The organism is Tolypothrix tenuis PCC 7101 (assembly GCF_963874875.1).
Classification (GTDB): Bacteria; Cyanobacteriota; Cyanobacteriia; order Cyanobacteriales; family Nostocaceae; genus Aulosira; species Aulosira tenue.
Genome location: NZ_CAWNJS010000001.1, coordinates 3677734 through 3692504 on the forward strand (window position 1 = coordinate 3677734; position 14771 = coordinate 3692504).

Sequence of the window (14771 nt, forward strand, 5' to 3'; positions counted from 1 at the left end):
TAAAAGTGCGTAATTCTCAATTGCAGCGCGTTGCATTTACCATCTTTTCTCTGAGCGTTCTGCTTCCTAGCCAAGTTGTATCAGCTGCCTTTACTATACCCTTACGCAGTAAACAAGGGATGGTGGTATCAGCACATCCCTTAGCGAGCGATGCAGGGATTTCGATGTTACGCAAAGGTGGGAATGCAGTTGATGCAGCAGTAGCCACAACCTTTGCAATTTCTGTAGTTGAGCCTTTTTCTGCAGGAATTGGTGGGGGTGGATTTTTGCTGATGCATTCCGAAAAAACTGGCGAAATGAAAGCGCTGGATTTTCGGGAACGCGCACCCATCAAGGCTACAAGAAATCTTTACTTAGATGCACAAGGTAAGGTGCGTCCGAATGCAAGTATCAACGGTTATTTGGCAGTAGCGACACCAGGAACGGTGGCAGGAATGTATGAAGTGCATCGCCGTTATGGTAAGCTGCCTTGGCGAGAGGTGATAAAACCTGCGATCGCACTCGCCAAAGATGGCTTTATCATCAGTCCTTTGCTAACTTACCGTTCTTTGCCAGCTCTGGCAAATCGTAAGCAAGTAATTCTTAGCAACCCAGCAGCGCGAGAAATTTTTACTCGCAATGGTGAATATTATCAGCCAGGGGAAAGGTTGGTGCAGCGTGACTTAGCCAAAACTCTAGAAGCGATCGCTCAAAATCCCCAAAGTTTTTACACAGGTAATATTGCTCAAGCGATCGCTGCAGATATGGCTAAAAATGGTGGTTTAATTACTTTGGCAGACTTAAAAGCCTACAAACCGATTTGGCGGACTCCCATTTGTGGCAATTTTCATCAAGCTAAAATCTGCTCAATGCCACCACCTTCTTCGGGAGGAGTTCACCTATTGCAGATTTTAAACATCATTGGGGACAGCAATTTAAAATCTTGGGGCTGGCATCACCCCGATGCTTTACATCTGATGGTAGAGGCAATGAAAATAGCTTACGCAGATCGTTCCCAATATTTAGGCGATCCTGATTTTGTGAAAGTACCTGTACAGCAACTAATTAGCACCCCCTATGCTAAAAAACGCCGTCAAGAAATTAACATGGAAGTTGCTAAACCTTCGACACAGATCAAGCCGATAGACCAAAAAACACTACAACAGTTTAGTCAGGCTTTACCATTAGGTTTAACGCAACGAAGTCATCCAAAATTTTCGGAATCGCCAGAAACTAGTCATTTAACAGTTGTAGATGCACAGCACAATGCCGTTAGTTTGACATTTACAATTAACCTTGGTTTTGGTGCAGGTGTCGTGACACCTGGAACAGGAATTGTGCTGAACAATGAGATGGATGATTTTGCTGCTGCACCTGGTGTACCTAATGCTTTTGGCTTAGTTGGTAACGAAGCGAACGCCATCGCACCTCGCAAAACGCCGTTATCTAGCATGACACCTACAATTGTCACTGAAAATGGTCAGTTAAAAATGGCTGTAGGTGCGCCTGGTGGTAGTACGATCATCACTCAAGTATTACAAGTTATCCTTAACGTGTTGGAATATGGCATGGATGCTGGTGCAGCCGTTTCTGCGCCGCGCATACATCACCAGTGGCTTCCCGATGAGTTGCGAGTAGAACCTTGGGGTTTGGATGCTCTGACTTTACAAGAGTTGCGCCGACGTGGACATAACATCAAGGAAACAACTCCTTGGGGTAATGCTAATGCGATTGTAGTAACCACAGATCGCAATTTAGAGGGAGCAGCCGATCCTCGCGGTGAAGGTGCCGCTATCGGTTATTGAATGTTCATAAATTTAAGTCCACAGTTTTCAGGATGAACTGTGGACTATTGATTTTGGATGATTGAATCGGAATAATTATTGACAAACTCGTTGGCACGCGCACTGGGTACAAGAGTCCAGCCAGCCTTCAGCAATTTTTGATAAGTTGCCCAACCTTTAGAACCACCGGGTATTTTATAATCGGGAACAGCATATTCCCTACAAGCGTTGTATGGCCGCCAAGGCTGATTAGGTGAAACTTGCAAATGCAAGATTTTCTCCCCATCAGCACCTAAACTAGATAACCAGCACATTTGTCCTTGCATGGTAAACTCCTTTGCTTTAAGCATATATTGCATATTTGCAGATTTTTGTCAATACCCACATCACCCTTTGGGATAATTTTTCTGCTTAATTGCGATAGCTGTAAATTTCCTATTGGTTGAGAACAGATAATTACCCACAAGCCGTTAACCCAACGGACTTTTTCCGCAGGCCCATAGTAACAGAGTCAACCAAGTCTTCTACTCTTCCTTGATATAGGGTGAAGTTTTTTTAATAGTACTTGCGGTTTTTGCTAGTGTATGTAGCAAGAGCTACTATTTGAAGTCACAAGTGATGGTTCACATATTTGTTTTTCTAGTCACACAAGTCGGAATTACTTATATTTGCTAATGTTAAAGCTGTGCAAGCTCAGAGTTACGAGATAGCTTTACTTGGCTGTATCCTTGCCACATCTGCAATTCAACCGAGAGGAACAGCGAATTTAGCAGCTAGGATACTTGCCAGAAGTGGAATTAAAAATTGGGGGATTACAACGATGGGGCATATAATTTATCGCCCACAATAGTACGAATTTCCCCGACTAACTGCTGATAGCTAGACTCAGACAAAACTGGTTCTGCTGCTTGGATATCAATTGGTTGTGCTAAATCAATCCAAGACTTGCAGCCACCATATTGAGAAAGATAGGGAATTTCCTGTACTTGTGAGAGTTTATAAGTCCGCAGCAGGAGAATATACAAAGGCTGACGAGCTTTCCATTTTAAGCGATCGCTAATAAAATACTCATTCCAAATATGGAAGGGAAGCAACTTGTTTACTGTTGACTCATCCCTTACAGGCAAAATATCGGTAATTTCCGCCCAACTACCGATGCGAACCGTTTCCGGATGCCAGCCAGATGTCACTGGGCATACAAGATTAGCATACTCAGATTTGAGTAGAAAAGTTTGTTGATGCTCAAATGTAGGGTAGAGTAAAACCTGGTGATGAGCAACTTGAAAACGTCCATTTTGTTCATGGATACCGCCTTTGCGAAGCAACATAATAGTGTTGCCATTTTCTAAGGCATCAATAGCAACTGCCCATTCTTTGAGTGCATGAAAAGTTGTGGTCAAGTTCATGGATATCTACTTTAACTCTGATTTAATTTCACGCTAATACCGTTACAGTTTGAAACTATCCAGGGATATGAATTAGGAACTATGGAAAAGCGAACTCTCGGAACATCAGAAGTCAAAATCACACCTATCTTAATGGGTACTTGGCAAGCTGGTAAAAGAATGTGGGTAGGTATTGAAGATGATGACTCTATTAAAACTATTCGAGCCGCATTTGAAGCTGGAATTACCACAATTGATACGGCTGAGGTCTATGGTGATGGACACTCTGAACGCATTGTAGCTGAAGCTTTATCAGATGTGCGATCGCAAGTTGAGTACGCCACAAAAGTTTTTGCAAACCATCTTAAGTATGACCAAGTCATCGCCGCTTGCGAACGGTCTTTAAAAAATTTAAAAACTGACTACATAGACCTATATCAAATTCATTGGCCATCTGGTGCTTTTAATACGGAAATAGTCCCAATTGAAGAGACAATGAAGGCTCTTAATTCTCTGAAAGAGCAAGGAAAAATTCGCGCCATTGGAGTTTCTAATTTTTCTCGCGAGCAATTAGCAGAGGCTACCCAATATGGCAGAATTGATAGTTTACAACCTCCCTATTCTCTATTTTGGCGACCAGTAGAAAAAGAGTTAATGCCCTATTGTGTCGAACATCAGATTTCTATTCTCGCTTATTCACCTTTAGCCCAAGGATTATTAACAGGTAAATTTTCTCCCGGACATCAATTTGACCCAGCCGATAATCGTGCTAAAAATAGGCTATTTCAAGGTGAAAACTTTGAACGCGCTCAACAAGCTTTAGATAAACTACGCCCCATAGCAGAAAGCCATAATGCTACCTTGGCTCAGTTAGCCCTAGCTTGGTTAATCGCTCAACCACAAACAAATGCGATCGCAGGTGCGCGTTATCCCCAACAAGCAAAAGATAACGCCGTGGCTGGAGAAATCAAACTTTCAGATGCAGAAATATCGGAAATCGATACTATTGGGCGCATCGTTACCGATCATCTCGATGAAAGTAAACTCATGTGGGAATGGTAACCCTACCTTATATATAAGGTAGATGATCGCGATCGCCCCCAGCATGACTGTCTTAGCCATATTCAGCTTGCAGAATTTGGGAACAAGAGAAGGGGAAAAGTTTGGTATTTTCCCTTTCCCTTTCCCCTTTCACCTTTTCCCTTTGCCCACCTGCTGTTTCTAATACCTCACTCAGAAAAGATTCGCTACATATCAACCCTAGTCGTATACAAACTTCAATCTGTATTGCAGAATTAAACAAAACATCAACTTTAGTTAACAACAGTTTTCTCCTAATGCCAGGAGTGATATCTTGATATTCATAAGACACCAGATAACAAACAACCAAACCCAAAGGGCAAATGACTCGGTGTCTCCTGTCAGCAGCCCAAGCAAGTTTCAGCATATTCATAGTTAAGTGGCGTAAAGTCTTTAAACAAAAGGCAAAGCCAAATCCCAAAGCGGAAAAACAAAAGGTGCTGAAGTTGTTAGTTGTTAAGTCCACCCTAGTTGTTGATTTCTCCACCTACTTATTAAAGTTAACGATTTGAAAACAGTGAATTCGAGCGAACCTGGTCACCAATGACCAGGTTTTTGAGTTTTATATATCAATTTATCTGGCATTTGGGCGATTTTTACTGCTAATTTTCGTCAAATTAGGGAAAATTTCTCGCTAGGAATACAATAGACAAAAAATATCTAGCTGGGAGATTTGAATGAGTATTAATAGGTGTTGGCAGAAAATTACTACAGCAATATTTATAACTCTACTTGCTGCATCATGTGTGCCAACTTCTAATAGAAAAATAGAGCAGACACAAGCTAATACGACTCAAGAAAAAAAGGTACAACAAAATATTACCTATGGCGATTTAATTATTAAAGCGCAATCAGATTATCTAATGATTCCTGTAACTCTCCCCGGAGAATATCTAGAGAAAGACAGCGATTATAGTATTTCGCGTTCTTCAGGTAGAGAAAACCAATTGTATAATTTTATTTTTTATCATAAACAAGATGGAGAAAGCCATCTGTTATTAAATAAAAAAGCGCTGATTAATAGCTACGAGTTTTTGGAAACCAAAATACCAGGTAAAACACCTACGCGATTTTGGTTATATAGAATCGTCGAGCAAGATACTAACGCTGATAAAAAACTTAACAGTGCAGATGCGATCGCAGGTTATCTATCTGATTTATCAGGCAAAAATTTGCTGCAAATCACCCCGAATAATACTCAAATTCTGAATTGGGTAATTGTTCCCAGCCAAAATGCTTTATTTATTAAAGTTATTAAAGACTCTGATAATGATAAAAAGTTTACAGCAAATGATAAAACAAATTTTATGAGAGTCAATCTTGACAAACCAGCTATGGGCACGGAGATTATTAGCGATGCCATAGAGCAAGAAATAAAATCCCAGATTTTTAAGTAATCTCAACAATACCTATTAGGGTTCCTATTTGATTGCTGAAATGCTTATAGGGTGGAATAAGATATACCAATTCAAATAATTTTTGCGAAAAATAAATGCTTTGTAGGGGCACGGCATCCACAATCTTTTGGTATATTCAATTATCTTACAGGTGCCGTGCCCCTACCATTCATCTGTCTTAAGCAAACTTGCGTTTCAGATCCCCGACTTTTTGAAAAAGTCGGGGATCTAAATCTTGCGACAGTCAGCAAAATTTACCTTTAAGGCGTGTTAATTCCTATATCTATATATAAACTGAAAAATTATCTCCTCTATTCCCCTAGTTCTTCTGTTTTCTTCTGGTACACTTCATCACTCGCGTTGACTTCTGAATCAAAAACCTTGGAGAGAAGAATCGGCTAGCTTCATAATGAAGCGAGTACACACTCCTTAGTAATTAATACTTATCAATTTCCTGTATTTGGCTACTTTACAAGATATATCGCCTTAGACATAATCACGAATATAACCAAAAAAGGTGGCAAAGCCGCCTTTTTTATGGAATTTTCACATTCTCTATAAATATCTAAATCAAATAAATAGAAAGATTGACCCCACATTGACGTTGCAAAACTTTACAATTAGAATGGTGGACGGCAAAACCGATGAGTATTTATCTCTACCAAAATCTAAAGATTTGCTAGTATAGGGATAAATTACGTTTACAAAAGTACAAATTGGTTCATATACTGCAATTAAAAGCAAAAACGCAAAACGATTGTCATAAGTGATGAGTCCTATTCAAGTTCCTTGGCTGACAGCCATAATTCTCTTGCCCCTGATGGCATCAATAGCCATCCCCTTTATCCCCGATAAAGAAGGTAAAACAGTCCGCTGGTATGGTTTAGGAGTAGCGCTAGCAGACTTTGCACTAATGATTTATGCCTTTTGGCATAACTATGACTTTCAAAATTCAAGTTTCCAACTAGTAGAAAAATATTCTTGGGTACCACAGTTAGGTTTGAATTGGTCTGTAGCAGTTGATGGCTTATCAATGCCTTTAGTGTTACTGACCGGCTTAATTAACACCCTCGCAGTTTTCGCGGCTTGGAAAGTAACCAACAAGCCGCGTTTATTTTATGGATTAATGCTGGTGATGTACAGCGCCCAGCTTGGCGTGTTTGTCGCTCAAGATTTACTATTGTTTTTCTTAATGTGGGAAATCGAGTTGGTACCTGTGTACCTGCTGATTTCTATTTGGGGTGGACAAAACCGCCGCTATGCTGCAACTAAGTTTATTCTCTACACTGCTGCTGCATCAATATTTATATTAGTAGCTGGTTTTGCAATGGCATTCTCTGGAGATACCGTCAGCTTTGATATGGCGACTCTGGGAATGAAGAATTATTCTCAAGCTTTGGAATTATTAGTTTACGCAGGTTTCTTAATTGCCTTTGGTGTCAAATTACCAATTTTCCCTCTACATACTTGGCTACCTGATGCACATGGTGAAGCATCTGCACCTGGTTCCATGATTTTGGCTGGTGTGTTGCTGAAGATGGGTGGTTATGCATTAATTCGCTTCAACATTGAAATGCTACCTAATGCCCATGTTATTTTTGCACCAGTTTTAGCAATCTTAGGTGTAGTAAATATTGTTTACGGTGCTTGTTGCGCTTTTGCTCAAACTAACCTCAAACGTCGGTTGGCTTACTCTTCAATTGCCCACATGGGGTTTGTGTTAATTGGGATTGCTTCCTATACAGAAATTGGGATCAGCGGCGCTGTTCTCCAAATGATTTCTCACGGTTTAATTGCTGCTAGCTTGTTCTTCTTGTCTGGTGTGACTTACGAACGTACCCACACCTTAATGATGGACAAAATGGGCGGAATGGGTAAAGTAATGCCCCGCACCTTCGCTTTATTTACAGCTGGTTCCATGGCTTCTCTAGCTTTACCTGGAATGAGTGGCTTTGTTGGCGAATTGATGGTGTTCTTGGGTATTGCTAGCAGCGATGTTTACAGTTCTAGCTTTAAGGTTGTAGTTGTACTCCTGTCAGCTGTAGGTGTAATTTTAACTCCGATTTATTTACTGTCGATGTTGCGTCAAGTGTTCTACGGTAAGCAAACCGAAGAGTTACATTTAGATAACTTCATTCCTGATGTTAAACCCCGCGAACTGTTTATCACCGCTTGTCTTTTAGTTCCCATCATCGGAATTGGTTTGTATCCCAAATTAATCACTCAAACTTATGATGTGAAGACAGTAGAAGTAGCTGCTCATGCACGCCAAGTTCTACCAGTTGTGGCTCATCAACAACCATCTAATCTCTACTCACGTCTGTTTAAAGCTCCAACATTAGCTGCTTCTCAAGTAGAAAGTTTGGTTAATATTACTGAGTAATTATATTTTTCTCTAAGGGTGCTGCAAGTAAATTCTAAATATGAGGGGATTAGAGGGGTGGTTGTGAAACTGCCCCTCTAATTTTATGAAGCTTCAAGCGTGAGAGTTTGAGTTTGAAGCATACATTATGGGCAAACTAACCTAGCGATCAAATTGTATTTGCATAGGGGAATACCGTAATGTACGCATCTATCAATATCGATCAACTAAGAAATGCTAATATTTCTCCCACAATACCATTCGAGCACCAAAAGGATGCTTTTGAAGCCCTTAGCAAAACATTTAAGTTTGATAGTCAAAAACCAGGTAGTGGAATATTAGCCCTTCCTACAGGTGCTGGAAAAACATTTACAGCTGTTAGGTGGTTATCTAACCATGTAATTCCTAAAAATATCAAGATACTTTGGTTAGCTCCTTCTTTCTATTTGTTAGAGCAAGCATTTGATACTTTTAAAAAAAATGCCAGAGATATTCCCGAAACTAAAAAAACATTAAATATTCGCTGTGTTTCTAGCCATCCTTCTCATGCAAATGCATCATCTATACAACTGACTGATGATATTGTTATCATGACGATACAAACAGCTATCAAAAATTTACATACTGATGCCATAGATAGATTTGGTAATAAGTTTGAGACAGCTTTTAGAAAATTTATTGATAGTTGTAGAGAAAAAGGGCTTTTTGTCGTAGTTGATGAAGCTCACCATTCACCTGCTTATGGTTGTAGAAATTTATTAATTGGTGAGAAAGATTCTGCGCTAGGACTTAGAGGACTACTTCCAAACTTACATCTACTTGGTTTAACAGCTACACCAACTTATAATGATAAAACTAGAAGAGGTTGGCTTTGGAAAATTTTTGAAAATGGAATTATTTATGAAGCTAATAAAGCCAGCTTAATCACACAAAAGGTTTTAGCCAAACCTAATTACATTGAAGTATCAACTGGTAAAGAATGGGAAGTAGATGACACATTATATGAAAGGTTGGTTAAGGAACATAAAGACCTTCCAGAGTCAATTATAGATAAGCTTGCAACTGATAAAGATAGAAATAATTTTATCGTACACACTTATCTATCAAATAAAGATGCTTACGGTAAAACTATTATCTTTGCAGATCGTTGGTTCCAATGTGTTTATATAAAAGAAAAGCTTTGCGAACAAGGCATTAAAGCGGATGCAATTTATTCTCATATAGATGCCGATCCTGGCTCTGCTGAAGCACGAAATAAACGGACTCAAGATGATAACAAAAGAATTTTAACTGAATTCAAGGATGGAAAGCTTGATGTATTGATCAATGTAAGAATGTTAACAGAGGGCGCTGATGTTCCTAATGTTCAGACGGTATTTATTACTCGCCAAACAACAAGCTCTATCTTAATGACTCAAATGATTGGTAGAGCATTACGGGGCGAAAAAGTAGGAGGTAGCAGTGATGCAAATATCATTTTATTCTTCGATGAGTGGAAACGTTTAATTGATTGGGCAGAACCAGAAGTAGGTGGAACAGAAGAGGATAAAAAAACTTATGTAAGAGGTCTTTATCCACTGGAATATATCTCAATCCGTCTAGTTGAGGAATTATCAAAGTTCATAGACGGTATTATAGATGTTCCAATGGAATTTAAGAAAATATGTCCAATTGGTTGGTATAAAACTGAAATTGTGTATGCTGATTCTGACAGTAACCATGAATCAATGGAAGCATTTACTGAATTTGTCATGGTATATGAACACACACAAGCTAAATTTGATTCATTTCTCCTCTATATTTACTCTACAAATTTAGCAGATGAATGGTCTAAAGAGTATCTAGATAATGAATTGGTGCAGCCTCAGATTGAACAATGGATAGATTTATGGTTTGATTATGAAACTGATAATATGGGAAATAAGCTTAATTCAGATTTAATTAAGATTGTTCGTCATATTGCTCAAAATCAATCTTTGCCGTCATATTATTCATTTGAGGAGAGAGAAATTTATGATTTAGATAAAATTGCTAATCAAGTAATTGAATTTTCATCTCGATTAAAACATGAATATCTCAGTAAAGAGTTCTCAAAACCTGGAACATTGTGGAAAACTTTCTACAAAAGTTCGATTCGATTTGAAACAGCAGTGGACGCAGCTATTAGAAGCATTATTCATCGTAATATATATGCAAATGAAGAAGGACAAAATTTTGTAACAATAAATACTCCAGATATTATAGAGTTAACTGAAGAAGAAAAGAAGCAAATTAAAAATCGAGATGGTCGTAGATGTCTATGTTGTGGCTTAAAAGGCGAAGAAGATAACTTACAAATTGATCATGTTTTGCCATTCTCTATGGGTGGCAAAACTTCCATAGACAACTCACAGACTTTGTGTGGTAAGTGCAATAGACTTAAAGGCAAGAATGAAATTGATTTTCGGATTAAGGTAACGAAATTAAGAGAGCCAAAAAAACTAAAAGAGCTTAATTTATCATTTCCATATGCAATACTAAATGATAAAAAACGCAAAACTCAGATAATTATAACAAGAATAGTAAATTTCTTTTACCACTGCCAAGCTGTTTCAAAAGTTAATCTGCAAGGCTCAATTTGGGAAATACATTTGTATGCTGGTAACAATCCTGCATGGCTGCTTCAACAAAAAGCGGAACTTCTCAAGTTTATTAAAGATCAGCTTGACTACCATGTGCAAGATATTAAAGTTACGGCACTTGATAAAAGTGAATAGGAAGTCGATAGGCACTTGCAAGTAATAAAATGGTCGGCTATCAATGGTGCGTTGCGCTTTGCGACAACGCACCCTACGAGAGAAAGCGATATTTTGCTGTGTTATGCGATCGCAGTTTTGCGATTCGAGATTCCGCTACTATAATGGTATATTTTTTAGCTGGAAGTCTCTTAACCCAAGCCTATTGATATTTAACCCAGCTAGAACTTCAAATGCTACTTGACTCTAAAGCCCGAGATGGTAGTTGATGCTGTTGTTTCGCCACTAATTGAATGCTGCGATTTGGCCCTGTAACTAAACCACGCCGCTTCGGACGAATCTCAAGATTCTGATCAACTAATGCCAAATCCCAACTTGAGAGAATTTTCGCTAGTATTACTTTCATTTCAAATTGGGCAAATGCCATGCCTATACAGCGTCTTGCGCCACCGCCAAAGGGCAAAAATTCGTAAGGTGAAAATTGACGTTCTAAAAAGCGTTCTGGTTTAAATTGCTGATGTTGTGGGTATAAATCTTCGCGTTGATGGGTGAGATAAATGGAACCTAGTACGATTGTGCCGGGTTCTAGGTCATGACCACACAAAGATACTGGTGTTTTGACTACACGTGGGAAAGTTAGCATCCCCACTGGATAAATCCGCAAAGCTTCGCAGCAGACAGCGTTGAGATATGGTGATTTAAAAACGCTACTGGGGTCTGAGTTCTCACCCAAACTATCGATTTCTTGTACTAGTTTTTGCTGAACTGATGGTAATTTATGAATCCAGTACAATGCCCAGGTGAGGGCTGTGGCTGTGGTTTCATGTCCTGCTGTTAACAGCGTCATTAATTCATCGCGTATTTCTTCGTCAGTCATGGCTTCCCCGGCTTCATCACGCGCCGCCATGAGTAAGCTGAGGATATCTGTGCGCGATGGGTCGGGATTTTCGCGTCGTTCCTGAATTTCTTCATTAAGGAGTTGATGAACGCGCTTTCTGCGGCGCAAAAATCTTCCCCAAGAACTGCGGGGTCCAAAATCTAGGCGCAGAGCAGGAAAATAAAGTTCAACTACCCTTAAGGGAGAGTTTTCGTTGAGCATTGTCGCTAAAACTTGCTCTAACTCTTGGGCACGTGGCCCTTCGTATAATCCAAATACAGCTTGCATAATCACCCGCATGGTAATGATTTGCATCGCTGACCTAGCACAGAAGGGTTTATCTATCTCCCATTGGCTAATTACTTGCGCTGTGACATCGTGAATTACTTGGCCGTAAGTACGCATTCTGTCACCGTGAAACGGCGGCATTAATAACTGGCGTTGACGGCGATGTACTTCTCCACTGACTGTAATTACAGAATTTTTCCCTAGCATTGGTTCAAAGACTTTGTTCCAATCGCTGGGGGCTGCAAATTCCTTGGTATCGCTGGTTAAAATTTGCTGTAGCGCCTCGGGGTTGCTCACAAACACCACAGGCGGATTTAATTGCATAGTAAAAATATCGCCATAGCGTTCGGCACAAGCTGCCATAAACGGCATGGGTTGAAAAATCCACTGAAGCATCTGGACAAACGCTGGAGATTTGGGGCCGTTGGGTAGTTTCATAGGCTTGGTCTTGTGGTTTATTTCTGTTTTGCCAATGAAGCACAAAGAAAAACATTAAATTTTTTGGAATGACTCATAGAAGCTGCTTATCTTTGTGTTGCGAAAGTGCAATAAACTGTTACAACCTGGAAGTTGTAAAATTTTTGTTAATTTGGACGAGCATCTCCAGTTTCTCCTCATCCTTTTAAGGTATTCAGCATGACAGCAACCACGCCTAAAGCATCTTCAGCGCTTCCTAATTTTTGCGAAGGAATTCAATATTTTGGGGAAGCGTTACCAGGTTTTGAAACCTATGGTGCCAACCCTGCTATAGAATCAGGCAAAGTAGCGATCGCAGATCCGAATGATCCAGTAGCCGTATATCAAACTTTACTGGCTGCCGATGCTCTACGTTACCTGACGCTACAAATCACAGGTAGTAAAGCTTCTGGTCACCCTGGTGGATTTGCTAGCCAAGCGGAAGCTTACGCGGCTCTCGTCATGTTAGGGTACAAAAACATTATTACGGAAGTCGGTCACCACGCCCCCGGATTTTATAGTGCCATGTTCCTCGATCGCTCTTTAGAGGATATGGGTATTTTGACTGTCCAACAATTGCGCGATCGCTTTCGTGAAAAGCATGGACTATTAGGGCATCTTTCTGGTTACATACCCGGTATTCTCGCACCTGCGGGGCCTTTAGGACAAGGGCAACACTTCGCCATGTCCGCTGCACTGCTGCATAAAGATAAATTATTCCCCTTCACCGTTGGGGATGGTGGGTTAGGTGAACCTTATATTATGAGTTCAATGGCTCACTTTAACACTGCTTATCCCAGCGTTACCAATTTCTTACCTGTGCTGGTGTGGAACGGTTACAGCCAAGAACATCACAGTATGGTTTCCCTGAAAACCAACGAACAGATGACAGCATACTGGCAAGGTAATGGTTTTGCCGAAGTTGTGTTAGTTGATGCCAAGGAATTTGACGACCAAAACCAAGCTGGTGATTATGTTGATAGTACCGCTTTTTCCTTTGAGCAACGGTTAGCCTTTACCAAAGCCGTACTTTTGGGAGTCGATCAAGCTGCACGTTCTGCTTTGAATGGTAAGCTGACAGTCTTCATTATTAAACAACTCAAAGGTGCGGGAGTTCACGCCAGAGGGTCAAAATCTCACAACCTTTATCCCAAAGATACGTTAGATGCTCCCCATATTATTAACGCGTTAAAAGAACGTGCATTATCTGCGTCAGCTTGGCAAATTGTGCGGACAAATGCCGAACGTGCAGGAGGTGGCCCTGCTGCGAAAACCGTGGTAACAGAATTTGAATTACCATTACCAGATTTAGGCGAATTACCTTTAGAAGAATATGCAGTAGGTGGCGAACCAAAAGTTTCGACAACTGCAATGGGAAGATTAGTAGGAATCGTCGGTAAAAAAGACCCGAATTTCTTAGTAACTAATGCTGATGGTAACGAAGCATCGGGAATTGCCAATATTAACCAAGCATTGAAGATTATTCACCCCACAACCGACGACTTATATAATCAAGCACCAACCGGACAAGTTTATGAACCATTGAGTGAAGATGCTTGTGCTGGTTTAGCTGCTGGTTTATCGTTAATGGGTGCCAGAACTCTGTGGTGTTCCTACGAATCTTTTGCCATCAACGGATTACCAATTTGGCAAACTGTTACTCAAGCAATGGCAGAATTGCGCCGTCAAACTCCTTCAACAATTACATTATTTACTGCTGGTGCATTAGAGCAAGGGCGTAATGGTTGGACACACCAACGTCCAGAAATTGAAGCTTATTTTGCTTCCTTAATGCGAACTGGCAATGTATTCCCATTATTCCCCCCTGATGCTAACAGTATTCAAGCTTGTTATGACTGGGCATTGCAAACAAAAAATAAAGGAATTGTGATTACTGCAAGTAAATCACCTTTGCCAATTCGCACTACTTTAGAACAAACTCGTCAAGGTTTACGCGACGGTGCAGTAGTATTGCATGAAGTTCCAGGCGATAAACAAGTTGTGTTTGCTGTCATTGGTGATATGACACTAATGCCAGTATTTGAAGCCGCAGCTTTTTTAGAAACTGAAGGTATTGGTGCCAAGATAGTTTCTGTGATTAATCCTCGCCGTTTGTATCGTTCTAATGATACTGCTTGGGATACTTGTTCGGAACCTGATGGTGGTTTCTTAGATGATGCCAAATTTGCCGAATTATTTGATGGCGATGCGTTAATTGGTGTTACTGGTGGTGCGCCGGCGATGCTAGAACCAATTATGTTGCGGAGTAATTCTAAGCGCGATACTTTTGCATGGAAGCGTGGGGAAACTACCGCGAGTGCTGGTGAGTTGATGGCGTTTAATGGGTTGACTGCGGAGGCGTTGACGAAGCGGGCGATTGAATTAGTGCATTAATATTTAGGCTTGAAATTTTAACCGCAGATGCACG

Annotated in this window: 10 protein-coding genes; 6 read left to right on the plus strand and 4 right to left on the minus strand. The window is 40.3% G+C overall.

The features are described 5' to 3' along the window. Positions 1-5: 5 nt before the first annotated feature. A complete protein-coding gene (gene ggt / locus AACU25_RS15060) occupies positions 6-1784 on the plus strand; it encodes a gamma-glutamyltransferase (RefSeq protein ID WP_096576886.1) in 1779 nt (592 codons plus the stop codon). A 44-nt stretch (positions 1785-1828) separates the two neighbouring features. Here ggt and AACU25_RS15065 read toward each other — a convergent pair whose 3' ends face one another. Together AACU25_RS15065 and AACU25_RS15070 are read right to left on the minus strand one after the other, a co-directional pair. Next, positions 1829-2089: a hypothetical protein gene (locus AACU25_RS15065; RefSeq protein WP_096576888.1), complete on the minus strand. Its 261-nt coding sequence runs from the start codon at positions 2087-2089 to the stop codon at positions 1829-1831. A gap of 486 nt (positions 2090-2575) precedes the next feature. Further along, the gene (locus AACU25_RS15070; protein ID WP_096576890.1) at positions 2576-3169 is read right to left on the minus strand and encodes a DUF1802 family protein; all 594 of its coding nucleotides are present in this window, start codon (positions 3167-3169) and stop codon (positions 2576-2578) included. 81 nt (positions 3170-3250) lie between these two features. Here AACU25_RS15070 and AACU25_RS15075 point away from each other — a divergent pair, with 81 nt between their 5' ends. After that, positions 3251-4210, plus strand: a complete 960-nt coding sequence (locus AACU25_RS15075; protein ID WP_096576891.1) for an aldo/keto reductase — start codon at positions 3251-3253, stop codon at positions 4208-4210. Positions 4211-4262: 52 nt separating this feature from the next. Here AACU25_RS15075 and AACU25_RS15080 read toward each other — a convergent pair whose 3' ends face one another. Beyond that, positions 4263-4694, minus strand: coding sequence for a hypothetical protein (locus AACU25_RS15080; protein WP_096576893.1), 432 nt, complete (start codon positions 4692-4694; stop codon positions 4263-4265). A gap of 211 nt (positions 4695-4905) precedes the next feature. Between AACU25_RS15080 and AACU25_RS15085 the strand changes: the two genes are divergently transcribed. The 3 genes from AACU25_RS15085 (at position 4906) to AACU25_RS15095 (ending at position 10743) form a co-directional block, all read left to right on the plus strand. Further along, positions 4906-5625 (plus strand): hypothetical protein, encoded by a 720-nt coding sequence (locus AACU25_RS15085; protein WP_096576895.1) that lies wholly within the window; start codon positions 4906-4908, stop codon positions 5623-5625. 769 nt (positions 5626-6394) lie between these two features. After that, positions 6395-8008, plus strand: coding sequence for an NAD(P)H-quinone oxidoreductase subunit 4 (locus tag AACU25_RS15090; RefSeq protein ID WP_096576896.1), 1614 nt, complete (start codon positions 6395-6397; stop codon positions 8006-8008). 179 nt (positions 8009-8187) lie between these two features. After that, entirely contained in the window at positions 8188-10743 is a 2556-nt protein-coding gene (locus AACU25_RS15095; RefSeq protein ID WP_096576898.1) for a DEAD/DEAH box helicase family protein, read from the plus strand. A gap of 208 nt (positions 10744-10951) precedes the next feature. On the opposite strand, the gene AACU25_RS15100 is transcribed toward AACU25_RS15095, so the two are convergent. Then, positions 10952-12325: a cytochrome P450 gene (locus AACU25_RS15100; RefSeq protein WP_096576900.1), complete on the minus strand. Its 1374-nt coding sequence runs from the start codon at positions 12323-12325 to the stop codon at positions 10952-10954. A gap of 198 nt (positions 12326-12523) precedes the next feature. Between AACU25_RS15100 and AACU25_RS15105 the strand changes: the two genes are divergently transcribed. Beyond that, entirely contained in the window at positions 12524-14737 is a 2214-nt protein-coding gene (locus AACU25_RS15105; protein ID WP_096576902.1) for a phosphoketolase family protein, read from the plus strand. The last annotated feature ends 34 nt before the right edge of the window (positions 14738-14771 follow it).